This window comes from Rhizobium sp. BK650, assembly GCF_014195325.1.
Lineage (GTDB): Bacteria > Pseudomonadota > Alphaproteobacteria > Rhizobiales > Rhizobiaceae > Rhizobium.
Genome location: NZ_JACIBK010000005.1, coordinates 49,525 through 76,469, shown reverse-complemented (window position 1 = coordinate 76,469; position 26,945 = coordinate 49,525). Strand labels below are relative to the sequence as shown.

Here is a 26,945-nt window from a genome sequence, read left to right as displayed (position 1 = left end):
CAGCCACCGAGGATAGATTAGGCCAATATGGCATTAATGATGTGACGCGGCGGGCGGGCGCCCGACAGTATCTATCCTGTCTCTGCTTGTTTCTCGAGAAGTAATACTTTCGAAGAGATCGTTGATCTTAAATACGACCTCTGTTCTGTTCGTTGCTTTAACCTTTTTCATGATGTTGCGAACGTGTACTTTGACAGTGCTTTCTCGCAGATTGAGCTCATAGGCAATGATCTTGTTTGCCTTTCCACGCCGGAGTGCCTCTACGACCTCGGCCTGACGATCCGTGAATATGCCGGCCAGGGGGCGCGCCGTCGAATTGCTGGACTCCAGCAAGTGACGCATGGCAAACAGGGTGCTTGCAGGCACAAAAACGCCCCCCGCGACCGACAGCGCGATCAGTTCCATGCAGACGCTGACGCTGACCGAGGCAGGTATGTAGCCTTTGGCCCCATATTCCAGCGCTCTTACGATTTGAGTGAAATCGTCGCTGTCAGCCAGCACGATGACGGGTATCGCCCCGAATTCGGAAGAAAGGCTCCTGATTTGTGCCGAAACTGAAGGTTCGTCGATTTTTTTGCCGCCAATATTCAAAAGGATGGCGGAAAGCGGTGGGTACTCATTGCGTTTCTGCTTCCACTCTTCAATCGTTTCGAAAGCCAGGATGAGCAAATCCGTCCTGTAGGCCGCCATGCATTGCGCAAGGCATTGCCTGTCAAGTTCACGATTGTCGAGGATCACGAGAGAGTGCTTTGGCTTCGACGACAGAACCGACGCCGTCGAAGTATTTTCTATTTTAAGTGGAAGTGCCACACTTTCCTGTCTAAGGTCTAAATTTGGTATAAGCGGTGAATTCACTGCTTCATCCTCCCCAGCCGAGTTTCTCTACGCCCCAACAACAACCGAACACTCAAGCCCTTCAGATATGAGGGTTTGGCAGCACTAAAGTACGAATCAAATATCATAGTTTCTTTTATCTTAAACTAGCTAATATAGGTTAAGAGAGCAGATTAGCTCCAACGTAAGATGTAAATAGCGCATAATTCTTGGTATAAACTTATGCGATAGTAGTCCATTCGCGGATTGGTTGATTGCGTTGCTCGTTGTTTACGGACGAGGCCGCTAAACGCATGAAATAGTGTGTACGTCCGGCGTATGATCGGGATGAGGCCGCCGCGTCTTCCACCACCAAGGTCGATCGTTGGCTATGAACTTCGGCTTACATCCTCATAGGTAGATACGCCTTTAGGAGAGTAAGCTTAGACGTTTTGTTTCTTTACTCCGAAGACGAAAACAATTCTTCTTGAAATGAAAGAAATAGTTTCTTCTCGAAATGAAATATTGGGCGCGATCACCTGATTGACGGTTTCATCTAGAGATTAGGTTTGCGTGAAGAGTAAGGGGTGCATGCGTATGATTGCATCAAACGTAAAGCTGGATGATAGCTGCATCATCCATCATCGAGATCTTGTGAATCTCTATGGCTGCTCGATTGGCGCGAGAACGCGCATCGGCACTTTCGTTGAAATCCAGAAAAACGTCGTTGTTGGAGATGACTGCAAAATCTCCAGTCATTCCTTCATCTGCGAAGGCGTGACGCTGGAGGACGGCGTTTTCATTGGCCACGGGGTCATGTTCACCAATGACACGTACCCGCGCGCCGTCAATGCGGATGGCAGCCTGCAGACGGAGGCGGATTGGATTGTCATCCCCACGCTGGTCAAGCGCCACGCGTCGATCGGCAGCAATGCGACTATTCTACCCGGCATAACGATCGGAGAGGCCGCGCAGGTCGGCGCCGGGGCCGTCGTAACGAAAGACGTGCCGGACGGCGCCATCGTCGCCGGTGTTCCGGCAAGGATTACCGGTCGCGTTCATGACCGGTCAGTGAACATGCAAGCGTTGGGAGGAATGCGATGATCGGTATCGCCGTTGTTGGATATGGGTATTGGGGTCCGAACCTGGTTCGTAATATATCGGAAGCAGCCGGTGCGCAGCTCGTTTCAGTTTGTGATCTGAATATCGAGCGGCTGGCGGCCGTTAAAAGCCGGTATCCGGGAATAACGATCACCGATAATTTCGAGGAAGTCCTGCGCGATCCGAGGGTGGATGCCATCGCCATCGCAACACCGGTCTTTACCCATTTCAAGCTCGCCATGCAGGCCATGATGGCCGGAAAGCACGTCTTCGTCGAAAAACCGATGGCGTCGACCGCAGATGAGGCTTCGCGGATGGTCGAAGAGGCTGCGCGTCGACGCCTCGTCCTGGCTGTGGATCATACCTTCGTCCACACCGGCGCCGTCCGCAAGATGCGCGAACTGGTCGAAAGCGGCTTGGGCGACATGTATTACTACGACTCGGTTCGGGTCAATCTCGGGCTCTTTCAGCATGATGTGAGCGTCATTTGGGACCTTGCGGTGCACGACCTGTCCATCCTGGACCATGTCCTGCAGGAAAGGCCGGTGGCCGTTTCGGCGACCGGAATGAGCCATGTCCTCGGCGAGCCGGAGAACATTGCCTATCTGACGCTCTTCTTCGAGAGCAAGCTCATCGCGCATATCCATGTCAATTGGCTGGCACCCGTCAAAGTGCGCCGCACGCTGATCGGCGGCAGCAATAAGATGATCGTTTATGACGATCTGGAGCCCAGCGAAAAGATCAAAGTCTACGACAAAGGCATCACGATGAACCCCAATTCTCAGGCTTATGGCGAGAAGGTGCATCAGATGCTGGTAGGCTACCGCAGCGGCGACATGTGGGCGCCCAAGCTCGATATGACCGAGGCATTGAAGCGTGAACTGGATCAGTTCGTTGACTGCATCGAGCAAAATTCACGCCCCGTTACAGACGGTCTCGCCGGCCTGCGCGTCGTTCGCATTCTTGAAGCCGCAAGCCGGTCGCTCGCCCAGCGCGGTCGTATCGTCGAACTCGAAGAGGCAAGGCGCATCGCATGATCCCCTTTCTAGACCTCAAAGCACACTATCAATCCATCAAGGGTGAAATCGATGGCGCGGTGCTCAGTGTTCTCGCCTCGGGGCAATACATATTGGGCGAGGAAGTGGCCCGTCTCGAGCAGGAGTTTGCAGATTATTGTGACGTCAAGCATGCGATAGCCGTCAATACGGGGACGAGCGCCCTGCATCTGTCCCTGCTTGCAGCCGGCGTCGGCCCTGGCGATGAAGTCATCACCGTGCCATTCACCTTCGTCGCGACGGTGTCGGCGATCTGCTATACAGGCGCAAGACCGGTCTTCGTTGATGTCGAGCCGGTGACCCTTACAATGGATGCGGCTCAGATCGAGGCAAAAATTACGCCCCGGACCAAGGCCATTATTCCTGTTCACATCTACGGCCAGATGGCTGATATGGATGCAGTAAAGGCGGTCGCCGACCATTACCGCATACCGGTCATCGAGGATGCCTGCCAGGCGCATGGAGCCCGCTATAAGGGGGCGCGTGCCGGCAGTATTGGCACATCAGGCTGCTTCAGCTTCTATCCGGGGAAAAACCTCGGTGCTTGCGGCGAGGGAGGTATCGTCGTGACGAACAACGACGATCAGGCCAAGACGATGCGTATGCTGCGCGACTGGGGTCAGGAGCAGCGCTATCATCATCTGCTGAAGGGCTTCAACTACCGCATGGATGCCATCCAAGGCGCGATCCTGCGCATCAAGCTCCGGCATCTCGAAGGCTGGACTGAAGCACGTCGGACCCATGGCCGGCGCTACACCTCGCTGCTAGCCGGATCCGGCCATCTGAGGACGCCTGTCGAGGCCGCTGAGCGGCGCCACGTCTATCACGTCTATGCCATCAGAAGCCGCGACCGCGATGGGCTTCAGCGCGTGCTCACTGCAGAAGGCATTCAGTCCGGACTGCATTATCCGATCCCCGTCCATCTGCAGAAGGCCCATGCCGACCTTGGTCACCAAGCCGGCGACTTTCCGGTTTCGGAAGCCGCAGCCGGGGAGGTTCTCTCGCTGCCGATCTATCCCGAGATGCCCGCATGGCACGTCGATCAGGTGGCCGCAGCGCTGGAGTACGCCTATGTCAGCTAGTCGGGTAGGGGAGGCTAGGGTCGTCCAGGCGATCCACGGCCGCCATGAAAGGCCTGCGGATCCTGCCTACCAGGCTGGGTTGGCCGAAGAACTCAAGCAATCCTACGGGCGCGCCGGGCTCATTGATCTATATGGCCGCTTTGCGAGCGGCGACGGTGTTGTCGACAGCCTGATGCGAAAAGCCATCTGGCAAGCCGTGGTGCGTCGTTGCGGTGCAGGGTTGCAGGTCGCAGGCGGTGCCGGTTTCAAGCATCCAGAAACATTCGAAATCGGCCATGGCGTGTTTATCGGCGCCCAGGCCTATATCCAGGGGCGCTTCGACGGCACTTGCGTGATCGGGGACAATGTCTGGATTGGCCCGATGGCCTATTTCGATGCACGAGACCTGGTGATTGAGGATTCCGTCGGCTGGGGGCCCGGCGCCAAGGTGCTTGGCTCGACCCATACGGCACTGCCCGTGGACGTTCCCATCATTCGTACCGATCTCGAAATCAAGCCGGTCCGCATCGGCGCATGGGCAGATATCGGTACGAATGCGACAATTCTTCCCGGTGTCAGCATCGGGAAGGGGGCGATCGTTGGCGCCGGGGCAGTCGTCGTCTCCGATGTCGAGCCATTTTCAGTCGTCGCTGGGGTGCCGGCGAAGTTCATACGCTGGCGCACGGAAACCGATCCGGTGCTGGATATATCGCGTGGAGGAAGATCGTGAGAAATCAACGGGTGCTCATAACCGGTGGGGCCGGCCTGATCGGATCGCATATTGCCGATCTCGTCGCGTTGGAAAAACCACGTGAGATCATCGTTCTCGACAATTTCGTCCGTGGACGCCGGGACAATCTCAGCACAGCAATATCAAGCGGGTGCGTTAACATCATCGAGGGCGATATCCGCGATAGGGCACTTCTTGCCAAAACCTTCGAAGGCGTCGACATCGTTTTTCACCAGGCAGCGATCCGCATTACGCAATGCGCGGAAGACCCACGGCTCGCTTTCGATGTGCTGGCCGAGGGCACTTTCAATGTCCTTGAAGCTGCAGTGAAGGCAGGCGTGTCCAAGGTTGTCGCTGCCTCTTCGGCTTCCGTGCTGGGTTTGGCCGAGAATTTCCCGACGACCGAGCAGCATCATCCCTATAATAACCGGACGATCTACGGAGCAGCCAAGACGTTCAACGAGGGGCTGCTGCGCAGCTTCGCGGAGATGTATGGCCTGCGTTACGTGGCGTTGCGCTATTTCAACGTCTACGGGCCACGAATGGACGTTTACGGCGCCTATACGGAAGTCCTGATCCGCTGGATGGAGCGGCTCGCGGCAGGAATGCCGCCCCTCATCTATGGGGACGGCAGCCAGACGATGGACTTCGTCGATGCACGCGACATCGCCCGGGCAAACATTCTCGCGGCAAAGAGCGACGTCACGGACGAAGTCTTCAATGTCGCGAGCGGCAGGGAAATAAGCCTCCTGGAACTTGCTCAGATGCTGAGCCGCGTCATGGGCGTTTCACTCAAGCCAGAACACAAAGAGGCCCGGACCGTCAATGGCGTAACCCGTCGTCTGGCCGATATCAGTAAGGCCGAACGGCTCCTCGGGTTCAAGGCGGAAATATCCATGGAGGAGGGGCTTCGCGATCTCGTCGCCTGGTGGCAGCAGCAGACCACAGCGGGAGGGGCGGCCGCATGAGCTCACCTCAATCCACAATTCCTGTCGCCAAGCCCGTCCTCGGAGAGGAAGAGGCTGAAGCCGCGCGCCGCGTCATTCTGTCAGGATGGGTGACGCAGGGGCCGGAAGTCGCCGCTTTTGAAAAGGAATTCGCGGCTTTCGTCGGCACCGTGCATGCTTGCGCGGTTTCCAACTGCACAACGGCGCTCCATCTCGCCTTGATGGCGGTCGACGTAGGTTCGGGTGACGAGGTCATCACGGTCAGCCATTCGTTCATCGCCACCGCAAACGCTGTTCGATATTGCGGTGCGGTGCCGGTCTTCGTCGACATCGAACCTGACGGTTACAATATCGACCCCAGCTTGATCGAAGCGGCAATCACGCCGCGCACCAAGGCAATCCTGTGCGTGCATCAGCTCGGCATGCCTTGCAATCTCCGTTCGATTGTGGAGATCGGCAAGCGCCATTCGTTACCGGTTATCGAGGATGCGGCCTGTGCATCGGGAAGCGAAATCCTGTGGGAAGGGTGTTGGGAAAAGATCGGCAAGCCGCATGGCGATATTGCCTGTTTCTCCTTCCATCCCCGAAAGGTCGTCACCACGGGTGATGGCGGTATGCTGACGACGGCGAACCCGGAATATGACCGGAAATTTCGGCTGTGGCGCCAGCATGGCATGAGCGTCACCGACGCAGTCCGCCATGGCTCAAAGCAGGTGATCTTCGAGGACTATGACGAACTCGGCTTCAACTACCGTATGACTGATCTTCAAGCCGCGGTCGGACGGGTACAGTTGCGGCGCCTGCCGGAGCTGATTGCACAGCGACGGAGATTTGCCTCGCAATATTGCGAGCGCCTGTCCACCATCCCGGGCCTGTCGATTCCAGCCGAGCCCCGTTGGGCGCGCAGCAACTGGCAGAGTTTCTGCGTGCGATTGTCTGACGAAATCGACCAGCGGGCAGTCATGCAGGCGCTGCTCGATCAGGGGATATCGACGCGGCGCGGTGTGATGAACATTCATCTGGAAGGCGCCTATGTCGATAAAGGCAGCCATCGCGTCGCCACCAGCCTGACGCGAAGCGTATCGGCGCAGCAGCAGACGGTCATTCTGCCACTTTATGCCCAAATGACGGAGCTCGACATCATCAGGGTCTGCGAGGCCTTGCGCCCGACACTTGCGGACGCCAGCATCGGGCGCGTTATCCGCCACCCCGAAAAGGACGTCGTGCCTGCCTGAAGGGTTACCTGCATAGCGCGGAATATGGATATAGGATGAGGAAAGCGCGCATTATCTGAGCGCGCTTTCTCTTATGCGGATTTCGTGATCCATCCTCTGACGATTGCGGGCATCGATTCCGGCGGAAGCAGCTCGACCAGCATGCGCAGCGAATAAAGCCCGCTCGCGATCACGGCGAGGCAGCCAATCACCATCGCCGACCACGGCGGCAAGAGCAAGAAGGCTGCGAATACCAATCCCGATGCCGGCAGGAAAAGAAGCGCGTGCCTGCGATTGGCTGCCGACCAGCGAAAGCCGGTAGTCCGACGCACGATCACGTAAATCAGGATGCTGTGCCAGACGTAGAGGCCGAAGAACGCCATGCCGGCCCCGGGCGTGCCGAAGTTTGGCACCAGGAGCCATGCCAGCCCAACATGCACCAGGGTTGCTGCGACCTCCGTCCAGAAGAAGATCGTTTGCGCACCTTTTGCCAAGACGATGTAGCCCATCGGCCAGGCGACGATCCTGAGCATCATTCCAAGGCAGATCCAGCGCAGAAGCTCAACGGCGCCATGAAATTCTGCGGAATAGAACAGGCTCATCACGAGCGGTGCGAGGGTCAAGGTGGCGATCAGACCAGGTCCGGCCAAAAGCAGGCTGATTTCCGCCTGCTCATTGACCAGACGGTTGCACTCGGCATTATTGTCTGCGGTTGCAGTCAGGCGCGGATAGAAGTCCGTGCTCATCGCCTGCAGGATGAATCCGGCATAGAGACCCCCAAGCGCCCAAGCCGCCTGATATAGACCGGCCGCGGCGACGCCGCCGTCCTTCAATACGATGATGCGGATAGCATAGGCGGCGCCGAAGGTCAGAAGTCCGCTTGCCATGAACGCAAAACCGAGCCTGAGCAGAGCGGTTGCCTCCTGGCCGAACTGGCGCGCCGACATTGCCGGGCGGTGCGTAGAGATGTCTCGGCTGTACCACCAGGTCGGAAGGATTAAAGCAGCCGTGACCACGACGAGAGACGGCGCGATCGCCTTTGCTCCGAACAGATAGATCAGCGGGATGCTGACCACCGTTCCGAAAAGCCCCGAAAGCACGTTGATCAGGGCGAGGTTTGCGATGTTCCGTACGCCCTGGATCAACGCGGTTTGTCCAGCGGAGACCACACGGAAAAATACGGCCAGAGAGAGCAGTGCTATTGCGCCTGCATGCTGGTAGTCGCCAAAGGTGAAACTCGATACCGGAAGCGCCAGTGCGGCAAGCAAGAGCGCACCAAGGAGCCCGAGCACCATCGATATGCGCCTGAGCGCTGTCGCCGATCGTGCGATCCTGTCTTCGTCGCCGGTGCCGGCAGCTTCGGCGATCTGGCGCACGCCGCTGCTGCTCACGCCAAGACCAGCGATTGCTTGCGCCATATCGATGATCGAGCCGTAAAGGCCGATCAGTCCCACGCCTTCCGGCCCAAGCAGAACAGCGAGCGCCTTGTTCCTGATAATGCTGAGCGCGACGTTCACGAGCGAAGAGCCGCCCATCAGCATCGTCGATTTCAGGATCTGGGTATAGGTATGGCCACGGGGCGGTATCATGCGCAAGGTCATCAGATACCCCTCGCCTGGCAGCAAACTTGGTCGTAAGACATGCTTTCGCCGGTCACTGGCTGGCCCGATCTGCAAGCGCCTGGGTTTCTTCAGAAGGCTCGGCGGAGTCGGAATCGGCGGAGCCTTCCAGACTGTGAGGTTGAACCACTCTCACCACATCGCCGGGCTCCAACGCGGTCGTTTCTGAGGCCGGAAATTGATTGATCTGTCCGTCATTCCGCCGGCTGACGGTAAAGGTAAGCGGGAGTGCAATGCCAAGGTTTTTAGCGTCGTCGCTCGCGGCGAGCCCCTCGACCAGCAGCTTCTGCGTCAACTCCCGTTTCATCTTGAGCTGATCGAGATTTGCCCGTTCGGCCTGCGCTTCGGATGCGATCTCGCTTCGTCGCGTATCGGCAAGTCCCTCGAGATTTCGCGTCGTCTCGCTGATGGCCTGACGGCCCCGCATGATCGCGGTGACGAGGTCGAGCTTGTCGGCGCGGTAGGTCGTCAGCAGCCGTTGCAAGTCCATTTGCCGCGATGAGACCGTAAGACCCTTCTCGACCAAAGTTTTGACACTGACCAATTGGTCCTCGACTGATTTAATATTGTCGTCGGCCCCCGCCACCTTTTCTTCCAGTGTCGAAATTTCGGTATTCAGAAGATCGCGCAGCTCCACGAGTGCCTTTGACTGCCTCTCCAGCGCACTTGCGCGAGCCTGAAAAATCACCCGTTCCTCGTTATAGATCCCGGCCGCATATTGCTGGTCATTTCCATCCGTTCGGTCGAATGCTATTTCCTTCGCTCCATCCATCTCCGCCTGGAGCCGAGACAGTTTCGCGGTGCTGCGCAGGATCGCGTGATCGGTTTCGCGCAATTCGCCTGCGAGCCTGATCGACTGCGTTTGTTGCTCGCTTTTGGCGCGGACGGGGCCGCCGCCGATTGCGAGCGATTGCAGCACGGTAAGACCCGGGCGGAACTTATACTCTCCCGGCTTGGCGACGTCTCCAACGACATAGATTGGCGAATATTCGAGAATTTCGATCATCACCACAGGTGGCTGCATCAACCCGATCTTTTCTTGCAGGCGCATGGCAATCTGGTTTGTGAGGCCGGCATTATCGAGCTTGCCGACGGGAAGGGACCCAAGGAAGGGCAAAAAGACTGCCCCTTCATCCGAGACGGTGTATTCGCCACCGATCGCATCCCATCGTTCATACTGGCCCTTAGATGGCATCCACTGCGCGATCGTCAGACGGATTTTCGTTTGAGGAGCGAAGGGAGTGTCGTTGGCAAGAGCCGGCAACACAGGTCCGGCTAGAAAGACGAGCGCACTGATGGCAAACGTCGCACGAAAGAAGATGTGAGGAACGCGGTACGATAACTTCATCTACGTGTCCAGCCTGCAAGCATCCTCAAGCGGATACATGGTTCAAATGCCTTGGGCGTTGCGCGGATGGCGAACGCGGGGTTCACCGCCGCTAGACCAGTGTGCCGTCTGACGGAGCCTTGAGGAAGATGGAGGTCAGCTACTTCGCTTCATCAATATTGATGAAGCGAAGTAGGGTGCTTCACCCGGAAAACAGGAGAAGAGCCGCGATCAGGTCGCATCGCGCTCCGTGCGTAGATTGGCGACGACGCGCCGGTTTTGCACCTTGCAGGAACGCTCCGTGCAGTCGCGGACTTCTCGGTCCTCGCCGTAACCCTTGGCCCACATTCGATGGGGGTCCACGCCCTTCGAAGCCAGATAGGCCATTGCTGCATCGGCGCGCTGTTGCGACAGCGTCTTCATCTTCGACATGGAACCGTTATCGTCAGCAAAGCCCTGCAGCTTGATCAGCCAGGTCGGATTCCTGTTGAGCCAGGCAGCCTGGTTGTCCAGTGTCGTCATGGCAACCGAATCGAGCTTGGCGGAGTCCTGCGCAAAGTAGATCCGTCGACCGACGTTGAGGATGAAGTCCTCTTCGCTGCCAGTCTTGACGGTATCAAAACCGGGCGCCGGGTCATTGGTTTGGCCGGTCAACGGCGCCGCGGGAGGTTCTTCCACAGAGGCGATATCTGTGGTGGTGCAGGCTGTGAGTGCCAAAAGCATGGCCGCCGCGGCGCAAAGGTGCCTCGTATATCCGATCCTAGCAGACATCAGGTTATATTCCTCATTCGGCCGGAATTGCCTGGCTGACCTCGGCGGCTGGCGCCTGATCGGCAATATGGGGCAGGACCTGTACCGCGGTGCCGATTGGGCAACGCTGGTAAAGATCGATGGCATCTTCGTTGAACATCCTGATGCAGCCGCTGGAGGCGTCCTTGCCGATGCTCCACGGCTCGAGTGTGCCGTGGAAACGATAGCCTGTATCGACCCCGTCGCGGTGCAGATACATGGCACGAGGCCCGAGTGGGTTCTTGGGCGAGCCTCCGGCCACGAATTCGGGCAGTTCGGGATGGCGCTTGCGCATCTCCGGCGGCGGTGTCCAGCGCGGCCAGAGCGACTTGCTATCGATCGTGGCGCGTCCGAACCATTTGAAGCCTTCCTTGCCGACACCGACGCCGTAGCGGATCGCCGTCTTGTTCTCCATGATCAAATAGAGAAAATGGTGCCTGGTGTCGACGACAACGGTACCGATAGGTTCGCTGCTGAAATATTTCACCACCTGACGGTGCCATTGTCTGTCGATTTTGGCGAAGTTGGTTGCCCGGAACGTGACGCCGTTATCGACGGCTGTGCCCGTAAAGTAAGAAGCGGCCTGGGCAAGCGCCGGTTTCTGTACCGCGCCTGTACCAAGTAACGCCAATCCACCAGCCAGAATATCCCTGCGGGTCCACACCATTGGCCATATCCCCCTTTAAAGCCAAGCAGCATGGCGCCAGTAAATCAGATTTTTGATTTACGACAATATAAAACTCTTCTCATTCTCTAAAAGATCGAGGCTGAGTTGCCCTATGGGCCTTACAGTCTGCGGCTCCGGCTGTTACTCGGGTGGGTGGGAACTATAGCCGATAAGCAGGTTTTGATCAGGTGATCAGACCCTTTGTCTGCAGGCTGTGAAAGCTTCGCACCCGTCCCACTTGAGGAAAATGTCGAGGCCGGCTTTCGATCGCTACCATGCCGTCCGCGCAGTGCTGAGCGCGAAGGTGTGAGAAGAGGTGACGAGGGCGACATGAGCCTTGAGCGAAACGGCACAGTTTCCCGGATAAGACAGATTGTGCTGAATCAGGTGCTTCAGAAGTTGGTCCGCATTACGCTTTTCAGTTAGCGGAAATGTTACAGTCATATGCATTCCTCCAAAGAGCAAATTTATCTTCAAAGCGATTTAGGTTCGGATACTTTTGCACTGCAACAAGAAAATTTTAATCATAAAATTAAAATCGATTAGTTTTCTCGGGCGCTATTTTAAAAATCGTTTAAATCCGAGGCCGCCAATTTCAGCGGCCCCTGCGACAAAAGCACACGCGGTCGGATAAGAGGTTGTTAACCATCCGAGCGCCAGATGGAGGTTAAAAGTTCTGCCAAAGGCGTGAGCGCGCTCCTCTGCGTTGAGCTTTAAATCCGCATATGTCCCTCTCGATAGAAGGTGCAGACGAGTGGGATATGCGCCTGGTGCGTTTTGTTCTTGGTGTGGGCAATGTCGATCATTCACAGTATCAGCGTAAGAAGCGGTCGGCTGGTGAAGCTCACCTTCGAATCTGCCCCCTTCGCGCGGTCCGCTCGCAGGACCGCCGGAACGGCACGGCAGGCAAGAAGCCGTATCGTCACGCTCGCAAGCGTCCTCGGCATCGCCTACCTCGGAATGTTTGGCAAGCTCATCTACTATGGCCTTGCGGTCGACATCACGACATCGAATATCCCGCCAAATCCGATCATGGCCTCTCGGCCGGATATCCTTGACCGCAACGGCGAGCTACTGGCGACCGATATCCGCACGGTCTCGATGTTTGCCGAGCCGAGCCATATGGTCGATGTCGATGAAGCGGTCGAGAAGCTCACGCAGCTTTTCCCGGAGCTTGACCGGAAGACGCTCTATCAGAAGCTATCGGACAGGCGTTCGCAATTCACGTGGCTGCGTCGCCAGTTAACGCCGAAGCAGCAAAACGACGTTCTGGCTCTCGGTCTTCCCGCCATCGGCTTTCGTCCCGAGGTGAAGCGTTTCTATCCTGGCGGACGGACGGCTGCCCACATTCTCGGCTACGTCGATATCGACAACAAGGGTATGGCCGGGATGGAGAAGTATCTCGACATGCAGGGCCTTTCCGATCTGGAATCCACTGGCCTTGCGGTGCGCGAAAATTTGGAGCCCGTGAAACTGTCGATCGACATCCGGGCACAGAATGTCGTTCATGACGTCGTCACAGACGCGATCACCACTTACAAGGGCAAGGCCGCCGGCGCTGTCATCCTCGACGTCCATACCGGCGAGGTGCTCGCCATGGCGTCCGCGCCCGATTTCGATCCGAACGACCCGCAGGCGACCGGCAGCGAAGGCTGGCTGAACCGCATGTCGAACGGCACGTTCGAAATGGGCTCGACTTTCAAGACCTTCTCGATGGCACTGGCGCTCGACAGCGGCATGGTGAAGCTTTCCGACAGCTTCGATGCCACCGGGCCGCTGCATTACGGGGGCTTCACGATCCATGACGACCGCGACGTGCCGCGCCGCTGGCTGACCATTCCGGAAATCTTCCGTTACTCCTCCAATATCGGTACGGCCAGGATGATGGACCTCGTCGGCATGGAGCGACAGAAAGAGTATCTGACGCGCTTTGGCCTTTTGAGCAAAATGCAGACCGAACTGCCGGAGGTGAAGACGCCGACGCAGCCCAAGGTCTGGAAGAAGATCAACTCGATCACGATCTCCTTCGGCCATGGTGTGGCGACCACACCACTGCAGACGGCTGTCGCCGGTGCCGCTCTTGTTGACGGCGGCGAGCTCATAGAGCCGACCTTCCTGCCGCGCTCGGCCGAAGAGGCAGCGAAAACCGAACAGCAGATCGTCAAGAAAAGCACCAGCGATACGATCCGTTACCTCTTCAAGCTCAACGGCGAACAGGGTTCCGGCCGCACCGCCGACGTGCCCGGTTTTCATGTCGGCGGCAAGACCGGCACGGCCAACAAGGTCGTCAACGGCCACTATTCACACACGCTGAGCTTCAACGCCTATCTGGCAGCCTTCCCCATCGATGCGCCGAAATATGTGGTGTTGTCCTTCATCGACGAGCCGCTGACCGGCCAGCACGGGCTGACGTTCGCGACGAATACAGCCGCCCCGATGGTGCATGACATCATCAGCCGGGTCGCGCCGATCCTGGGTGTCGAACCGGATTTCGGGCAGAACCTGCTCGCATCATACTGAGCCTGTTACCGGCATCCCCGAAGGTTTCGCAGTGCGTCATGCTAGAAGTTGCAGTGGCGGCAGCCGGGTCGGAAGTCAGGGCAGCGTGTGCCCTGCAGCTTTGAATAGCCGATACCATTGCTCACGGGTCAGCGAGACCGAAGACCCGGCCGCGGCTTCGATGACACGCTCTGGCTTCGTGGTGCCGAGGACGACCTGGATTTTCGCCGGATGACGGGTAATCCAGGCGACGGCAATACCCGTCGGGGTTACGCCATAGGCCTTTGCGAGCTCGTCGATGGCATCGTTCAGATCGGCGAAATTCTCGCGGTCTCCCAGGAATACGCCGTCGAAAAAACCCTTCTGAAAAGGTGACCACGCCTGCAGCATCATGCCGTTGATGCGAGAATAGTCGAGGAGGCCGTTGTCGCGGTCGACCGACTGATCGAGCCCTGCCATATTGGCGGCAATGCCTGATGCAATCAGCGGCGCATGGGTGATGCTGAGCTGCACCTGATTGACGAGGAGCGGCTGCTTAACCGCAGTCTTGAGCAGTTCGATCTGTCCGGGCGTGTGGTTGGAGACGCCGAAATGCCGGACCTTGCCGGCAGATTTGAGCGTGTCGAAGGCGGCCGCGACCTCTTCGGGTTCGACGAGCGTATCCGGCCGATGCAGCAGAAGCACGTCGAGATAGTCGGTTTTCAGTGCTGCAAGCGATTGATCGACCGAGGCCAGAATATGCTCGGCAGAAAAATCGAAAAATCCTTTGCGGATACCGACCTTGCTCTGGATGAGGAGTTTTTCGCGCTCCGCGGCCGTGAGCGAGATAGCCTCGCCAAAGCGGGCCTCGCAGCGATGAGGCACGCCCCCATAAATGTCGGCATGGTCGAAGAATGTCACGCCCGCATCGCGAGCGGCGCCGACCAGTTGCTGGATTTCGTCGTTGGCCATATTGGCAATGCGCATCATTCCAAGGACGATGCTCGACACATCGAGGTCGGTCCGCGGAAATCTATAGAATTTCATGATGAATACCTCAGTGGTTGTGAAACCCGCCTGTAGCGGGAAGAGCGGCTGCGTGCCTAGCGAGCTTTCGTCATCGAGCGCGATAGTCCGATCTGATTTTCGTCTATCGCTGCTTGGATTTCGACGCCTTCCGATCGGTGCGCTTAGGGTCGGCGGTCGACGTCGTCGAGAGCATGTCGAAGCTTTCGGATCGAATGTCGTTCGTTATCGATTGCGCCGTCGCGATCACGGCCCGCCTGATATCCGCCACGCGCTTTTCGTCCACGCCGGCGACGAAGGGAACGCTCACGGCTGCGATGACTGTGTCCTGATGATCCCTCACGGGGGCTGCAACCGCGTGAACGCCAGACATTTGCTCGCCCCTGTCCCGCGCCCAATTCTGTCTGCGGATCAGCGCGAGTTCATCGAGCATTACCTTGGGGTCAACAATCGTCTGGTTGGTAAAGCGTTCGAGCTTGGTCAGGCGCCGCTCGATGTCCTCCTGCAAGGAGAAGGCAAGCAGGACCTTCCCGGCTGCACCCGCGTGAAACGGCAGCCTCTGGCCGGCAGTTGCCGACAACGCATATTGGCCGTGTCCCTGCGCCGATGCAACGACCAGAATATTGTCGCCCGATGGTACCGTTAGCTTGCTGCCTTCGCCCAGAAGTTCGGAGATCTTGTTCAGGTGCGGCTGTGCGATCGCGAGCAGATCATAACTCGCGACGGTCGGAGCGACATGGGCCGCAAGCGTTAGAAGACGTCGCCCGAGCGTATAGCTTCCCGCTGGTGAACGATGAACGAGATCGTGGGCGCTCAACGTGTTGAGCATGCGGTAAACCGTTGTCCGCGACAGCTTCACCGCCTTGACCACGTCACGGATCGTCGCGCCCTGCGGCGTGCGTTCCAGCAGCGCAAAAACCTCCACCATCTGCTCGATGACGGGGATGCGGTACTTCTGCGCGGCATCTTCACTAATGTCGGTCATTCAAATCCTGCCAAGCCTATCAGGCAACGCTTCGACTTCCATAAGCAATGCGCGGAGTTCACGCAATCGCGGCGCCTTCCGATTGACTCCGGCACCAGATTGTCGATAAATTCATAAATGAACTTATATCAGTTCAAATAGGAAACGTCACGTCGATTTATCGCGGGGCGACGTTCCGGAAACAGTGCCGGGGCGGAGGTTCCGTGAGCGCTGCGTTGCGCGGCCGCCAACGGAAATACGGAGGAGGATGCAATGAAGAGTGTGAAATCGATCGGGCATGTGGCCGTCAGTGTGAAGGACATCGACCGCTCCCTCGACTTCTATGTCAACAAGCTCGGCTTCGACGAAATGTTCCGGCTCGAGCGCGACGACCGCTTGTGGATCGTCTATCTCAGGATCACGGACACGCAGTTCATCGAACTTTTTCCGGATGGTGTGGGCGATAGCGCGCCGCCGTTTGCCAATGTCGGCTACAATCATCTCTGTCTGGAAGTCGAAAACATCGATGAGGCGATCGCCGATATCACCAGTCGCGGCGTTGTCCTGACGGCCGAGAAGAAACTAGGCGTCGACAACAATTACCAGGCCTGGATCGCAGATCCGGAAGGCAATCGCATCGAGCTGATGCAGCTTGGGGCCGATGCCATGCAGACGGTCGCCGTCCGTCGCATCAAGGGACTGGTCTGAGCCATGGATCTTTTTAAGCATCTCGGTCATATCGCATTGCGCGTCAACGACCTCGACAAGTCCCTTGCTTTCTATCAGAAACTCGGCTTTCGCGAGATGACGCGACTGCTCAATGATCAGGGTGAGGCGTGGATCGTCTATCTGCGCATCAACGACGACCAGTATTTGGAGCTTTTCCCGAAGGGGGTAAAGCGGCCGGAAATTGGCCCTGACATGATCGGCATCTTCCATATCTGCCTCACGGTCGAAGACATCGACAAGACATTCGAGGAGCTTGCCAAGGTCGGCATTGAGCCGAGCAAGCCAAGGCCGACCCAGATCGGCATCGACGGCAATCGTGGCGCATGGATCGAAGACCCCGACGGCACCCAGATCGAGGTCATGGAGATGGCGCCGGATTGCATTCAGCTGCAAGCCATCAAAAGACTTCACGCACAATCCGTCTGATCGGACTGTATCTGCATTGAAGGCTCTGTAGCCAAAGGAACCCGGCAACAATTTGCCGGGTTATTATTTGTCGATTTCAGAAGATCTGGTCGTAGGCGTCCTGCATCGCCTTCACGAAGTCGTCTTCCGTCCGCTTCGGATCGCTCCAATACTTGTCGGCTTCCTGCCAGATCGTGCGATACCAGTCGGCGTCGGCCGTATTGAAGGGGTTTGAAACCTGCTTTGCCGGGTCCTTCAGCGTCTCGAGAACGAGTTTGTTGCAGGCATCGAGGTTTGTGGTATCGGCATCGGTACGAACAGGGCTTGCGCCCTTCTTCAACACGAAGTCGGCATTGAGTTTCGGATCGACGTCGAGCTTTGCGAAGTCCTCCTGCGCCTTGGCCGTATCGGAATTGTTGGTGTTGAGGAAGCCCCAGGCATCGACAGTCACCACGACCGCCTTGGTGCCCGGAATATTCATGCAATCGAAATCGGTACCAAGCTTCTTTTGAGCCGCCAGGAATTCGCCCTTCATCCAGTCGCCATGGATCTGCAGCAGGGCCTTGCCGGTGATGACGAGATTGGTCGTATCGTTCCACTGGCGGTTGGGCGAACCTTGATCCGTGTGCTCGGCGATCTGGCGGAAGCGCTTCAGCGCGGCGCGCATTTGTGGGGTGTCGATGACATCGCGATCGGGCTTTTCTCCATAGAAGCGATTGTAGATATCGGGGCCTTCTTCAGAGGCGATCACGGCTTGCAGGAGATAGGCCTTCTGGAACTGATCGCCGCCCTGGGCGATCGGGATATAACCGGCAGCCTTGACCTTGTCGAAGGCGGCAAAGAGGTCATCGAGAGATTTCCAGGATTTCGGATCGACGCCTGCGGCCTCGGCGACATGCTTGTTGTAATAGACCATGCCGTCAATATGCACTGTCGCTGGGGCCTTCATGATCTCGCCGTCGACGGTGATGTTCTTCAAGACCGAGGGCGGGAAATTCTTCGTTGCGCCGATGCTGTCGAACAATTTGGTCAGCGGCACGCCGAGGCCCTGCTTGTTCAAATCCCGATAGATGCCGGGATCGGAATTCATGAAGATCGCAGGCGGATTGCCGCCGGTGATCATGTTCATCAGGCTGACATTTGCGCCGGAATCGTGGGCAATCGAAAGGTCTTTCCACTGGTGTCCGTCCTTAGCCCATGCCTCCCGCAGAACGGTGAGTGCTGCGATCTCGGACGGTTTGGACCAGGTGTGGTAAACGACGACTTCATCTGCCCAGGCGTTTGCGGCAAGCGTCGTCGCGGCAAGCAAGAGCGGCAGCCTTTTCAGGGATTTCCATTTGGTCATGCAACATTCCTCCCTTTTTGAATCTGATTACATTAGTCTGATCACAGGCGCTGGCCGGTCGGGGCGTCAAAGACGTTCAGCTTGGTGAGCGGCAGATAGACGGGCAGAGCCGGTTTGCCCCGGTAGCGGTTCGCGTCGCGGCCGTCGATGCGTACGGCGATGCTCTTTCCCGACATGGTCAGGAAGGCGAAAGCGTCGGGTCCGGACTTCTCGAAATATTCGACCGGGCAGTCGAAGCGGACGGTGTTTCCCGCATCCGCCCGTTCCTCGATCAGCAGCTCCTCCGCCCGGAACCCGATCTTGACAGGCTTGCCTTCGGCGGCCTTGGCCTTCCATTTATATTCGCCAAGGCCGATGCTGACGCCGTCCTTCTCATCCACGGCCACGAGATCAGTGCCTTCTTTTCGGACGACGCAGTCGAGCAGGTTCATGGCCGGGGAGCCGACGAAGTCGGCCACAAAGAGATTGGCCGGCTCGTTATAGATTTCGTCCGGCGTGCCGAATTGCTGGATGACGCCCTTGTTCATCACGGCAATCTTTGTTGCCATGGTCATCGCTTCGACCTGGTCGTGGGTCACATAGACCACCGTATTTCTGAGCTGATTGTGGAGCTTCTTGATCTCCATGCGCATCTCGTTGCGCAGCTTTGCATCAAGGTTGGAAAGCGGCTCGTCGAACAGGCAGACGCCATATTGCTTGACGAGCGCCCGGCCGATCGCAACGCGCTGGCGCTGACCACCGGAAAGCTGGGAGGGCTTGCGGTCGAGAAGGTGTTCGATCTGTAGGAGTTTGGCAGCCCAGGCAATGCGCTTGTCCGCCTCCTGACGTGAAATACCGCGGGAGGAAAGCCCAAAATTCATGTTGCCGCGGACCGTCTTGGTAGGATAGAGCGCGTAGGACTGGAAGACCATCGCAAGGCCCCGGTCCTTGGGATCGAGGTAACTGACATCCCGTTCGTCGATGAGGATTTCACCCTCGTCGATTTCGAGCAGGCCAGCCAGAAGATTGAGAAGCGTTGTCTTGCCGCAGCCTGACGGCCCGAGCAGCACCAGAAATTCACCGTCGCCGATGCTGAGGTTCAGGTTCTCGATAACCGTCAGCGCACCGAATTTCTTGACGATATTGTTGAATGCGATGGATGGCATGCCTCTATCCCTTGATGGCGCCGGCAGTAATGCCCTGAACGAAGAACCTGCCGAGGATGAAATAGATGACGAGCGGCGGCAGAGCGGTCAGCAGTGCCGAGGCCATGTCGACGGCGTAATTCTTGGCGCCCGTCGTCGTCACAGTGATGTTGTTGAGCACGACCGTCATCGGCTGCGTGTCCTGCGCACCGAAGGTCAGGCCGACAAGAAAATCGTTCCAGATGCCGGTGATCATCAGGATCAGCACAACGATCATGATATTGCCAGACATCGGCAGGACGATCTCGACGAAGATCCGCCAGAAGGAACCGGAATCGATCATGGCCGCTGCGATGATCTGCGGCGGCATGCCGCGGAAGTAATTCCGAAAGATCAATGTCAGGAAGGGCAGTGACAGGACGCTGTGGATGACGGCGATGCCGAATGTCGTGCCATAGATATGCAGCGCGCCGGTGATCTTGATCAGCGGATACATGATGATCTGGAACGGTACGAAGGCACAGATGAAAAGCACGAACAGGAAGCCGTTCGCCCATTTGACATTCCAGAGCGCCAGCCCGTAACCCGTGACAATCGACAACGAGATCGTCAGGACCAGGCTCGGGGCGAGAATATAGAGCGAATTGATGAAACCAGTGCGCACGCCGTTGCAGTTCATGCCGGAGCAGGCCTGCATCCAGGCATAGGACCAGGCATCGCTCGTCCAGGGTGAAGGCAGGGAGAAGATCTGCCCCTGGCGGATCTGATCCATCGTCTTGAACGAGGTCACGATGATGACGTAGAGCGGGACGGCGAAGAAGGCTGCGGCCATCAGCAGGAAGACGAAGATCACCACCCGGCTTGGCCGGATCAGCGGGCGCCGGCGTGCTTTCGCCTCGCGGCTGGATTGTGACATGGAGAGCGCTGTCATGTCTCTCTCCGTTGCCTGACGGCGGTGATGATGACGAGCGGCAGAAAGAGAACGAGGGTTGTGAGGAGCATGACGGTTGCGCCCGCCGATGCGAAGCCGAGATTCTGCTTCTGCCAATAGGCGTCGATGACGAAATAGGCAGGCATGACCGACGCGCCGCCCGGACCGCCATTGGTCATGGCGACGATGATGTCATAGGCCTTTACTACGCCGATGCAGAGCAGAATGATGCAGGTGAGGAAGGTGAGCTTCATCATCGGGATGATGACTTCGATATAGAGCCGCCAGAAGGGCACGCCATCAAGCCGCGCCGCCTGCCAGATCTCTGTATTGATCGACTTCAACCCGGCAAGCATGAGCGCCATGAAGAAACCGGTCGATTGCCAGACCGCCGCCAGGATGACGCCGAACATGACGGTGTCCTGGCTGGCAAGCCAGTTGAAGGAGGCGCTTTCCCAACCGATCGAATGAAGGACGTTTTCGACGCCAAGTCCCGGATTGAACAGCCAGCGCCAGACGAGCCCGGTGACGATCAGCGAAACGGCAAGCGGGTAGAGAAAAACCGTTCGGAAAATACCCTCACCATGCACTTCCTTGTCGATCAGCGCGGCGAGAATAAAACCCATCACAATCGATAGCAGGCTGCCCACAGCAAAGATCACGAGGTTCTGCAACGACAGAATCCAGGACGGATCATGAAAAAGCCGCCAATATTGCTTCCAGCCGACCAGTTCATAGTCGGGAAAGCGGCGCGATGCCGTGAAGGATAGATAGACGGTCCAGCCTATTGCCCCAATGAAAAAGACAAGCGTCAACAGTGCCGCTGGCACAACGGCCAGATGCGGAATGACGCGGCTCCATCGGATTGCCATGAGCCTCCTCCTCAGACCGCCAGCGCTCCGCTCCTCCAGCCCGCCGGGGTCTGTTTCTCATATGAACAGCATCTAGTTCACAACAGACCAAATATAGGGATCAAAAGATTGCAATGTCAAATGACAATTGGCTGCACCCGCGCTCGCGCTTACGTTGTATCCACTGAGGGGCGTTGGACAAAGCTCAGTCGAAGAAGGCCTGATCGTCTTCGGCGAGATAGCGTTTCGCCCGTTCGGGTACGAGATCGACGCCCATGCCCGGTCGCTCGATCACGTCGACGAAGCCATCCTTGACAATCGTCTGCGGCAGCCCATCGACGATGTCGTACCACCAGTGCGGATCGCCGGTCGTATATTCGAAAGCAATGAAATTGTTGGGCAAGGTGGCGCAGACCTGAATGAGCGCTGCAAGGCCGAGAAGCCCGTTTGCCGTTCCGTGCGGCGCCATCATGATCGAGTGGAGGTCGGCATATTCGGCGACCCACTTGAGCTCGGCGATGCCGCCGACATCGGCCGGATCGGGGCCGACGACATTGACAGCATGGCCCTCGATCAATTCCTTGAAATTCTGGCGCAGATAGATCTGCTCACCGGTATGGATCGGCGTCGTGCTTGCGCGCGTCAGTTCGCGATAGACGCCGGCATTGACCCAAGGCGTATAGTCGCCGGAGAGCAGGTCCTCAATCCAGAGCAGATGATAGGGCTCCAGCATGCGAGCAAGACGGATTGCGTCTGGCAGCATCCATCCAGGACCGCAATCGAGCGCCAGACCTATCCTGTCACCGGCAACCTCCTTCATGGCGGCAACGCAGTCGATAAGATGGCGCAAACCCTTTTCGGTGATCGGACCGCGGTCGAGCGCTCCATGGAAAGGGCTGGCATTGGGTTCGCCATAATAGAAGTCCGGAAGCCGCTTCATGGGCGAGTGGAAACCGACCGGCTGCTTGATGATGGTAAACCCTTCTGGCAGACCCATCATCCTTTTCAGATCGTCGGCCAGATGTTCCGGCTCGTAACCGCTGATCGGAAAGCGGATGGAGCCGTTATAGACGCGGATACGATCGCGCACGCGCCCGCCGAGCAACTTGTGCACCGGCAGGTTCGCCGCCTTGCCCGCCACGTCCCAGAGCGCCATCTCGATGACGCTGACGGCGGCTCCCCAAGGCTTGAAGCTGCCGCGCTGGCGGATTTTCAGCATGACGCGTTCGACATTGGTCGGATCCTCGCCGATCAATGCCTCGCGAAAGGAAAGAATATGCGGCTTGAGATAAGGCTTCCAGGTTTCAGCCTGGCCATAACCGGAAAGGCCCTCATCGGTGACGAGACGCACGATCGGGCTCTTGCCGATGATGGCACATTTGAGGTCGACGATCTTCATTTCCGCACCTCCCGATATTGGCTTTGTCTGATACCCGACATTTCGGGGTGTGGTTCCGAATGGCTGCCATGACGATTGATAAAGCCGCGATCATCCCATTACCATCCATTAGAGAATATTGGAAGTTCAAATAGGAAACGATAGGAGGGATTGGGTCGTTCCGGAACATGCGCGCAGCCAGCGGTGTCGCGAAGGGGCTGCGACCTTTGCGTCGACTAACGGGGTTTGGGCGCGATTGAGCACAGAGCCTGGTCGGGAAAGCCGCACGAAAAGACGATCGTTCATATTTGAACGGCATAGTCTCTTCTTGCGGCGGCTATTTCAGGGCACACCTGTAGAGTCCGATGACGCAGCGACGATCGACGGGCGGGCGCTCGGCCACTCTTCCGGATCACGCTGCCGCCTTCGACGCCCAAGGTCGACAGCGAACTTCATGTGGAGACGAAAGGCTAACGTTTTAAGTCAAACGCTTGGTGAGATGCGCGAAGTTCATCCAGGGTCTTGCCGACACAGCTACCACCCTCCGCACCACCGGTCGCCTTCGCGTGGCCGTCCAAGGTGATTGTCCCGGCCATCCTTTCAGATGCCACATAGGTCGCGACACCATCCGGAGAGATACGCGATATGTAAAAGGCGTGATAGGTTTCTTTGTATTTGCACTGGATGAGCAATGGAAATTGATCGAACGGATCGTCTTGCGCCTGGAGGGTAGTGAGTGGAAACCCTGCTAGCGAGACCAAGCTTGCAAGGAGCGTTCTGGTCAATCCGTCTGATATGCGACTGGACACATACGTCATTGCTCGATCTCTCCTTTTCCAAGATCAATTCAGCCGCTAGATCGTCATTGCTATGAGTGCATCGCGGTCAAGAATGCGAACGAGGCGTTGCAGCTTACCGTCCAGACAGAGGATGCGTTTTCTGCGAAGTTTCGTAAAGCAGCGGGCGACGGTTTCAACCGTGAGCCCAAGATAATCGGCGATATCGCTGCGCGACATCATTATATCGAATTCACAATCGTCGGGGTGACGATCGGCCATTTCATTGACAAAGGCTGCGACGCGTTTCAGTGCGCTTTGCTCTGTGATGACGAGCTGCTTATGCTGTGCCTTTGCAAGATTTGTCAGGGCAATGTTGAGAAGGTCTATAGGGACGATCGCGTCCCGATTGGCGCGAAAGGGCCTGATAGAAGTGTCGCAGATGGCCTCTGCAAAATCGGTTCGCACATTGCCTGTCTCAAGCCCGAACCATTCGCCCTTGCCGCAGAAAGACAGAATATATCGCTGCCCACTTGCCGTGAGCCGGTAGATCCGTACCGCCCCCGCTTCCACCTGGTAGATTGCAAGAGCGTGTTCGCCCTCGCTATATATCGTCTCGTCGGCCTTAAGCTGGATCGATTGATCTTTGGCCATTCCGGCAGGGCTGCCGTAGCCAGGGCCTCGAATTGTCGTCTGGTTTACGATCGTTTGGTTCTGAAGCATTTAGGTCGCCCCCATCCAGGAGCAGCATAAGCAATCGCTGCCTGCCTCGGTATACGAGATACCCCGTACGTATTTTTACGGAAGTCGGGGACCACGGGCGGGTATATAAAGCTATTTCCCTTGGTGAGAGCGACCCGAAGGTATCGCCGGAGATCTCGATGGCATCGGAAGAGGGAGGAGACTACCGCGCATTTCGAGACGATGCAGGTGTGCGTGCACAGCTTGACCGTATACTCGCCAGCTCGGAATTCCTCGCCCCCGAGCGCGGACGTCGCTTCCTGCAATATATCGTCCAAGAGACCCTTGAAGGGCGCAGCGAGCAGCTCAAAGCCTACACGATTGCGCAAGCGGTTTTTGGACGCGATGCCTCCTTCGATGCTCAAAGTGATCCAGTCGTCCGAATCGAAGCGGGGCGGATTCGTCGCGCGCTCGAACGATATTATCTCGTCTGTGGACAGGATGATCTGATCCGGATCACGATTCCCAAAGGAGGGTATGCGCCGCATTTCTCCCCTGGGGAAGATAATTCCGCCCAGCCGGGCAGCAGCGAGAGAAAGCGGCTGTCCCATGATGGAGAGCGGTCGGTAAACTATCGAGATCTCCTGCTGCCCGTCGGCATTCCTGCTCTGCTTGGCTTAATGGCCGTACTCGCTCTCATCCGTCCGTTTGAAGCCTATCTCTCTCCACCGAAAACATTACCTGCCCCCGCTGCAGCAACATTGAAAAACAAAATTGCGATTGTTGTTGAACCCTTCGTCGCTCTCGGCGGCACTGTCCAGGGAGCTGATTTCGCAAAGGGCCTTGCCGATCAGCTGATTGCAAAGCTGATGAAGGTGAGGAACCTTACCGTGCTTGCCCGAGGCCGATCCGGCCCGGAGATGCCTGGCTCAATGTTTAGCCTGCAGGGGAGTGCCCTCGTCGAAGGCATGATCCTTCATCTCCATGTTCGCATGATAAATGACGCCGACGGCGCGGTTCTTTGGGCAAATCAATATGATCGAGATCTGCACGGCCAGACTGTTCTCGATATCGAGGATGAGATCGCTGCACAAATCGCCGTAGAGATTTCGAACAGCCTCCGGCTGGACGGCATGGGCGCCGATCCATAGCTGTCTCATCTTGCCGATATGAGATCGACGACCAGTCCCGAGGCGCGCAGCCCGTTCAGAAACCTCTCCTGGTCCTCCGGCCGCTGCAGACGGAGCGAGAGTTCGTGGCGGATATTGGCCATCAAAGCGGGTGCATGACTATCGAGCCAATCCTTTTGCAGAATGGCCTCTCCGGTTTTTCCTGCTGCACCGAGAATGGATAGGAATAGCAGGCGATGCATGGGATTATCCAGATCGGAACGCCGTGACCACTGCTCAGCCTCCTGGATATCTCCTTTCATGAACGCGCACAAAGCCATGCCGACCTCGTAATAACTTCTCGTGCCCACACCCCTGTTGAGCGCAGTCTTCAACAACTCGCATCCCGACTGCCATTTCCCGGACATTGCCAATCGGAAGCCATATTCGCCTGCGATTTCCACGTTGTCAGAGTCCGCAGCATAGGCTGCGGTGCCTGCCTTCAAGGCCTTGTCGATATCTCCACTGTAGAAGCTCACCAGCATCTGCGCCTGAAGTACGCGGGGATTGCTCGGCGCAAGCGATACCGCTCGCTCCATCGCCGCGCTCGCCAGCGCGAGAGCTTGGGACGTCAATGACATCCCGAGCGCGTAGCGAAACCTGATTTCATCGACATAAACCGTCGATAGCAGTGCCCAAAACACTGCGTTATCAGGAAAACGCTCAGTTGCTTGCTGCAGACATTCACGGGCCGCGCCATGACTTTGCGCAGTCATGGTCTGATGGTAGCTGGAATAGGCGAGCGCACAGGCATCGTCACCCTTGTTAACAGACTGTGCGGGTCGCGCTACCATAGCTATGTCCGTTTGGAAGATGGCGCCGTAAGGCTGTGCAAGCGCATCGGCGACTTGCCGGGCGACGTTGCCTTGAATTGCAAGCGCGTTTTGAGCCTGAAGATCGGCATCGAAATTATTGGCCCAGATGACGGCTCCGTCTATTCGGCGTACGAGCCTTGCCGCAACCCGCAATTTGCTTCCGTCAAGCTGGACATTGCCCTGCAATGCATAATCGGCAGCGGCGTGCTCGCCACGAAGCGGATCGGCGACCACGACGATATCATCGAACCGGGTTAGCTGGCCGATAATGTCGTCCCGGAGACCACGCGCGATGTCTGAGCCCGTGCCAGCGGCTTTGTTTTCCGCAAAATATTCGATGATCACCTCTGGCTTAGACGGCGGTGGCAATGCTGTGGTCGGTGTATCAAGCAAGGACAAGAGCGTTGCGAAAGCAAGGAAAAGAGCGATCACGATGGCAAGCGCGGTCCCTAGAAGGCTCGGCGACCTCGGACGATGCGTTTCCCGAAGCGAATGCTCTCCGCCGCCGTACCCCGCATTCTGCGCGTTATCCCACGTATTGACGGGCTCCGTCGAGGCCGGCACATCCCGCGCATACTCAAAATGCGGGACATATCCGCCTTTGGGCACCGTTATGACGACATCATCCTCCTGACCCGCGACGAGATAATAGCGCTCAAGCGCTTTTCGTATACGGCCGGCCTCGATCCGGACAACTGGATCGTTTTGCGGGTCGAATGAAGCTTCCCGGCCAAAAACAACATTTGCTATCGTAAATGCCTTCAAGAAGTCTGACCGACCTGCAAGCGTCTCATTAACGACGAAAGACAGGAAATTCCTCGCGCGATTGGGCGCGTGGAATTCCTTGCTTGTGAGAATTCGCTCGACCTGCCGGCGGATCTCGTCGGCTGATGGCACAAGCGCGCTGAAAGTATTGACCTTTGCGCTTCTCATGATCGCCCCTACGCCAA

25 protein-coding genes are annotated in these 26,945 nt (G+C 57.3%); 10 read left to right on the top strand and 15 right to left on the bottom strand.

What is annotated here, in order from left to right; translation table 11 throughout:
• Positions 1–33: 33 nt before the first annotated feature.
• Positions 34–855, bottom strand: coding sequence for a response regulator transcription factor (locus FHX15_RS14245; RefSeq protein WP_184398061.1), 822 nt, complete (start codon positions 853–855; stop codon positions 34–36).
• Between the two features lie 555 nt (positions 856–1,410).
• On the opposite strand from FHX15_RS14245, the gene FHX15_RS14240 reads away from it, so the two are divergent.
• From FHX15_RS14240 to FHX15_RS14215, 6 genes are read left to right on the top strand one after another with little or no spacing between them, the layout of a single operon-like run.
• Entirely contained in the window at positions 1,411–1,917 is a 507-nt protein-coding gene (locus FHX15_RS14240) for an acyltransferase (protein WP_184398622.1), read from the top strand.
• Positions 1,914–2,951, top strand: coding sequence for a Gfo/Idh/MocA family protein (locus FHX15_RS14235; protein ID WP_184398059.1), 1,038 nt, complete (start codon positions 1,914–1,916; stop codon positions 2,949–2,951). Before FHX15_RS14240 ends, FHX15_RS14235 begins: the two co-directional genes overlap by 4 nt.
• Complete coding sequence (locus FHX15_RS14230) at positions 2,948–4,051, top strand: DegT/DnrJ/EryC1/StrS aminotransferase family protein (protein WP_184398057.1); 1,104 nt, start codon at positions 2,948–2,950, stop codon at positions 4,049–4,051. The genes FHX15_RS14235 and FHX15_RS14230 overlap by 4 nt, the downstream gene beginning before the upstream one ends.
• Positions 4,041–4,760 (top strand): DapH/DapD/GlmU-related protein, encoded by a 720-nt coding sequence (locus tag FHX15_RS14225; protein WP_184398055.1) that lies wholly within the window; start codon positions 4,041–4,043, stop codon positions 4,758–4,760. Before FHX15_RS14230 ends, FHX15_RS14225 begins: the two co-directional genes overlap by 11 nt.
• Positions 4,757–5,728 (top strand): NAD-dependent epimerase/dehydratase family protein, encoded by a 972-nt coding sequence (locus tag FHX15_RS14220; RefSeq protein WP_184398053.1) that lies wholly within the window; start codon positions 4,757–4,759, stop codon positions 5,726–5,728. Before FHX15_RS14225 ends, FHX15_RS14220 begins: the two co-directional genes overlap by 4 nt.
• Positions 5,725–6,942, top strand: a complete 1,218-nt coding sequence (locus FHX15_RS14215; protein ID WP_184398051.1) for a DegT/DnrJ/EryC1/StrS family aminotransferase — start codon at positions 5,725–5,727, stop codon at positions 6,940–6,942. The genes FHX15_RS14220 and FHX15_RS14215 overlap by 4 nt, the downstream gene beginning before the upstream one ends.
• Positions 6,943–7,013: 71 nt before the next feature.
• Here FHX15_RS14215 and FHX15_RS14210 read toward each other — a convergent pair whose 3' ends face one another.
• From FHX15_RS14210 to FHX15_RS14195, 4 genes are all read right to left on the bottom strand, one after another.
• Positions 7,014–8,522 (bottom strand): O-antigen translocase, encoded by a 1,509-nt coding sequence (locus tag FHX15_RS14210; protein WP_184398049.1) that lies wholly within the window; start codon positions 8,520–8,522, stop codon positions 7,014–7,016.
• 52 nt (positions 8,523–8,574) lie between these two features.
• Positions 8,575–9,888 carry an exopolysaccharide biosynthesis protein gene (locus tag FHX15_RS14205; RefSeq protein WP_184398047.1) on the bottom strand — a complete coding sequence of 438 codons (1,314 nt, stop codon included), beginning with the start codon at positions 9,886–9,888 and terminating at the stop codon, positions 8,575–8,577.
• Positions 9,889–10,098: 210 nt separating this feature from the next.
• Positions 10,099–10,638 (bottom strand): OmpA family protein, encoded by a 540-nt coding sequence (locus tag FHX15_RS14200; protein WP_184398045.1) that lies wholly within the window; start codon positions 10,636–10,638, stop codon positions 10,099–10,101.
• A gap of 13 nt (positions 10,639–10,651) precedes the next feature.
• Complete coding sequence (locus tag FHX15_RS14195; protein WP_184398043.1) at positions 10,652–11,323, bottom strand: L,D-transpeptidase; 672 nt, start codon at positions 11,321–11,323, stop codon at positions 10,652–10,654.
• A gap of 795 nt (positions 11,324–12,118) precedes the next feature.
• On the opposite strand from FHX15_RS14195, the gene FHX15_RS14190 reads away from it, so the two are divergent.
• On the top strand, positions 12,119–13,843 hold the full coding sequence (locus tag FHX15_RS14190) for a penicillin-binding protein 2 (RefSeq protein ID WP_184398041.1): 1,725 nt from the start codon (positions 12,119–12,121) through the stop codon (positions 13,841–13,843).
• 75 nt (positions 13,844–13,918) lie between these two features.
• Here FHX15_RS14190 and FHX15_RS14185 read toward each other — a convergent pair whose 3' ends face one another.
• Both FHX15_RS14185 and FHX15_RS14180 read right to left on the bottom strand, forming a co-directional pair.
• A complete protein-coding gene (locus FHX15_RS14185; protein WP_184398039.1) occupies positions 13,919–14,848 on the bottom strand; it encodes an aldo/keto reductase family oxidoreductase in 930 nt (309 codons plus the stop codon).
• Positions 14,849–14,951: 103 nt separating this feature from the next.
• Entirely contained in the window at positions 14,952–15,812 is an 861-nt protein-coding gene (locus FHX15_RS14180; RefSeq protein WP_210290711.1) for an IclR family transcriptional regulator, read from the bottom strand.
• A 252-nt stretch (positions 15,813–16,064) separates the two neighbouring features.
• Between FHX15_RS14180 and FHX15_RS14175 the strand changes: the two genes are divergently transcribed.
• Positions 16,065–16,499, top strand: coding sequence for a VOC family protein (locus tag FHX15_RS14175; RefSeq protein WP_184398037.1), 435 nt, complete (start codon positions 16,065–16,067; stop codon positions 16,497–16,499).
• Positions 16,500–16,502: 3 nt separating this feature from the next.
• Positions 16,503–16,946 (top strand): VOC family protein, encoded by a 444-nt coding sequence (locus FHX15_RS14170; protein ID WP_184398035.1) that lies wholly within the window; start codon positions 16,503–16,505, stop codon positions 16,944–16,946.
• 76 nt (positions 16,947–17,022) lie between these two features.
• Here the strand turns inward: FHX15_RS14170 and FHX15_RS14165 are convergent, their stop codons facing one another.
• The 7 genes from FHX15_RS14165 to FHX15_RS14135 form a co-directional block, all read right to left on the bottom strand.
• Positions 17,023–18,270: an ABC transporter substrate-binding protein gene (locus tag FHX15_RS14165; RefSeq protein WP_184398033.1), complete on the bottom strand. Its 1,248-nt coding sequence runs from the start codon at positions 18,268–18,270 to the stop codon at positions 17,023–17,025.
• 41 nt (positions 18,271–18,311) lie between these two features.
• Positions 18,312–19,415, bottom strand: a complete 1,104-nt coding sequence (locus tag FHX15_RS14160) for an ABC transporter ATP-binding protein (protein ID WP_184398031.1) — start codon at positions 19,413–19,415, stop codon at positions 18,312–18,314.
• A gap of 4 nt (positions 19,416–19,419) precedes the next feature.
• Positions 19,420–20,325 carry a carbohydrate ABC transporter permease gene (locus FHX15_RS14155; protein ID WP_184398029.1) on the bottom strand — a complete coding sequence of 302 codons (906 nt, stop codon included), beginning with the start codon at positions 20,323–20,325 and terminating at the stop codon, positions 19,420–19,422.
• Positions 20,322–21,197: a carbohydrate ABC transporter permease gene (locus tag FHX15_RS14150; RefSeq protein WP_184398027.1), complete on the bottom strand. Its 876-nt coding sequence runs from the start codon at positions 21,195–21,197 to the stop codon at positions 20,322–20,324. Before FHX15_RS14150 ends, FHX15_RS14155 begins: the two co-directional genes overlap by 4 nt.
• A gap of 184 nt (positions 21,198–21,381) precedes the next feature.
• Positions 21,382–22,575, bottom strand: a complete 1,194-nt coding sequence (locus FHX15_RS14145; protein WP_184398026.1) for a mandelate racemase/muconate lactonizing enzyme family protein — start codon at positions 22,573–22,575, stop codon at positions 21,382–21,384.
• A 449-nt stretch (positions 22,576–23,024) separates the two neighbouring features.
• Entirely contained in the window at positions 23,025–23,372 is a 348-nt protein-coding gene (locus FHX15_RS14140; RefSeq protein ID WP_184398024.1) for a hypothetical protein, read from the bottom strand.
• A gap of 36 nt (positions 23,373–23,408) precedes the next feature.
• On the bottom strand, positions 23,409–24,053 hold the full coding sequence (locus FHX15_RS14135) for a helix-turn-helix domain-containing protein (RefSeq protein WP_184398022.1): 645 nt from the start codon (positions 24,051–24,053) through the stop codon (positions 23,409–23,411).
• Between the two features lie 158 nt (positions 24,054–24,211).
• On the opposite strand from FHX15_RS14135, the gene FHX15_RS14130 reads away from it, so the two are divergent.
• On the top strand, positions 24,212–25,162 hold the full coding sequence (locus tag FHX15_RS14130; RefSeq protein ID WP_184398020.1) for a hypothetical protein: 951 nt from the start codon (positions 24,212–24,214) through the stop codon (positions 25,160–25,162).
• Between the two features lie 5 nt (positions 25,163–25,167).
• Here the strand turns inward: FHX15_RS14130 and FHX15_RS14125 are convergent, their stop codons facing one another.
• Entirely contained in the window at positions 25,168–26,928 is a 1,761-nt protein-coding gene (locus FHX15_RS14125) for a hypothetical protein (RefSeq protein WP_184398018.1), read from the bottom strand.
• Between the last annotated feature and the right edge of the window lie 17 nt (positions 26,929–26,945).

Bases quoted from the DNA above. Each gene is read 5' to 3' on its own strand.
- FHX15_RS14240 (WP_184398622.1), top strand. From the start codon at position 1,411: ATGATTGCATCAAACGTAAAGCTGGATGATAGCTGCATCATCCATCAT.
- FHX15_RS14235 (WP_184398059.1), top strand. From the start codon at position 1,914: ATGATCGGTATCGCCGTTGTTGGATATGGGTATTGGGGTCCGAACCTG.
- FHX15_RS14230 (WP_184398057.1), top strand. From the start codon at position 2,948: ATGATCCCCTTTCTAGACCTCAAAGCACACTATCAATCCATCAAGGGT.
- FHX15_RS14225 (WP_184398055.1), top strand. From the start codon at position 4,041: ATGTCAGCTAGTCGGGTAGGGGAGGCTAGGGTCGTCCAGGCGATCCAC.
- FHX15_RS14215 (WP_184398051.1), top strand. From the start codon at position 5,725: ATGAGCTCACCTCAATCCACAATTCCTGTCGCCAAGCCCGTCCTCGGA.
- FHX15_RS14210 (WP_184398049.1), bottom strand. From the start codon at position 8,522: ATGACCTTGCGCATGATACCGCCCCGTGGCCATACCTATACCCAGATC.
- FHX15_RS14205 (WP_184398047.1), bottom strand. From the start codon at position 9,888: ATGAAGTTATCGTACCGCGTTCCTCACATCTTCTTTCGTGCGACGTTT.
- FHX15_RS14200 (WP_184398045.1), bottom strand. From the start codon at position 10,638: ATGTCTGCTAGGATCGGATATACGAGGCACCTTTGCGCCGCGGCGGCC.
- FHX15_RS14195 (WP_184398043.1), bottom strand. From the start codon at position 11,323: ATGGTGTGGACCCGCAGGGATATTCTGGCTGGTGGATTGGCGTTACTT.
- FHX15_RS14190 (WP_184398041.1), top strand. From the start codon at position 12,119: ATGTCGATCATTCACAGTATCAGCGTAAGAAGCGGTCGGCTGGTGAAG.
- FHX15_RS14185 (WP_184398039.1), bottom strand. From the start codon at position 14,848: ATGAAATTCTATAGATTTCCGCGGACCGACCTCGATGTGTCGAGCATC.
- FHX15_RS14180 (WP_210290711.1), bottom strand. From the start codon at position 15,812: ATGACCGACATTAGTGAAGATGCCGCGCAGAAGTACCGCATCCCCGTC.
- FHX15_RS14175 (WP_184398037.1), top strand. From the start codon at position 16,065: ATGAAGAGTGTGAAATCGATCGGGCATGTGGCCGTCAGTGTGAAGGAC.
- FHX15_RS14170 (WP_184398035.1), top strand. From the start codon at position 16,503: ATGGATCTTTTTAAGCATCTCGGTCATATCGCATTGCGCGTCAACGAC.
- FHX15_RS14165 (WP_184398033.1), bottom strand. From the start codon at position 18,270: ATGACCAAATGGAAATCCCTGAAAAGGCTGCCGCTCTTGCTTGCCGCG.
- FHX15_RS14160 (WP_184398031.1), bottom strand. From the start codon at position 19,415: ATGCCATCCATCGCATTCAACAATATCGTCAAGAAATTCGGTGCGCTG.
- FHX15_RS14155 (WP_184398029.1), bottom strand. From the start codon at position 20,325: ATGACAGCGCTCTCCATGTCACAATCCAGCCGCGAGGCGAAAGCACGC.
- FHX15_RS14150 (WP_184398027.1), bottom strand. From the start codon at position 21,197: ATGGCAATCCGATGGAGCCGCGTCATTCCGCATCTGGCCGTTGTGCCA.
- FHX15_RS14145 (WP_184398026.1), bottom strand. From the start codon at position 22,575: ATGAAGATCGTCGACCTCAAATGTGCCATCATCGGCAAGAGCCCGATC.
- FHX15_RS14140 (WP_184398024.1), bottom strand. From the start codon at position 23,372: ATGACGTATGTGTCCAGTCGCATATCAGACGGATTGACCAGAACGCTC.
- FHX15_RS14135 (WP_184398022.1), bottom strand. From the start codon at position 24,053: ATGCTTCAGAACCAAACGATCGTAAACCAGACGACAATTCGAGGCCCT.
- FHX15_RS14130 (WP_184398020.1), top strand. From the start codon at position 24,212: ATGGCATCGGAAGAGGGAGGAGACTACCGCGCATTTCGAGACGATGCA.
- FHX15_RS14125 (WP_184398018.1), bottom strand. From the start codon at position 26,928: ATGAGAAGCGCAAAGGTCAATACTTTCAGCGCGCTTGTGCCATCAGCC.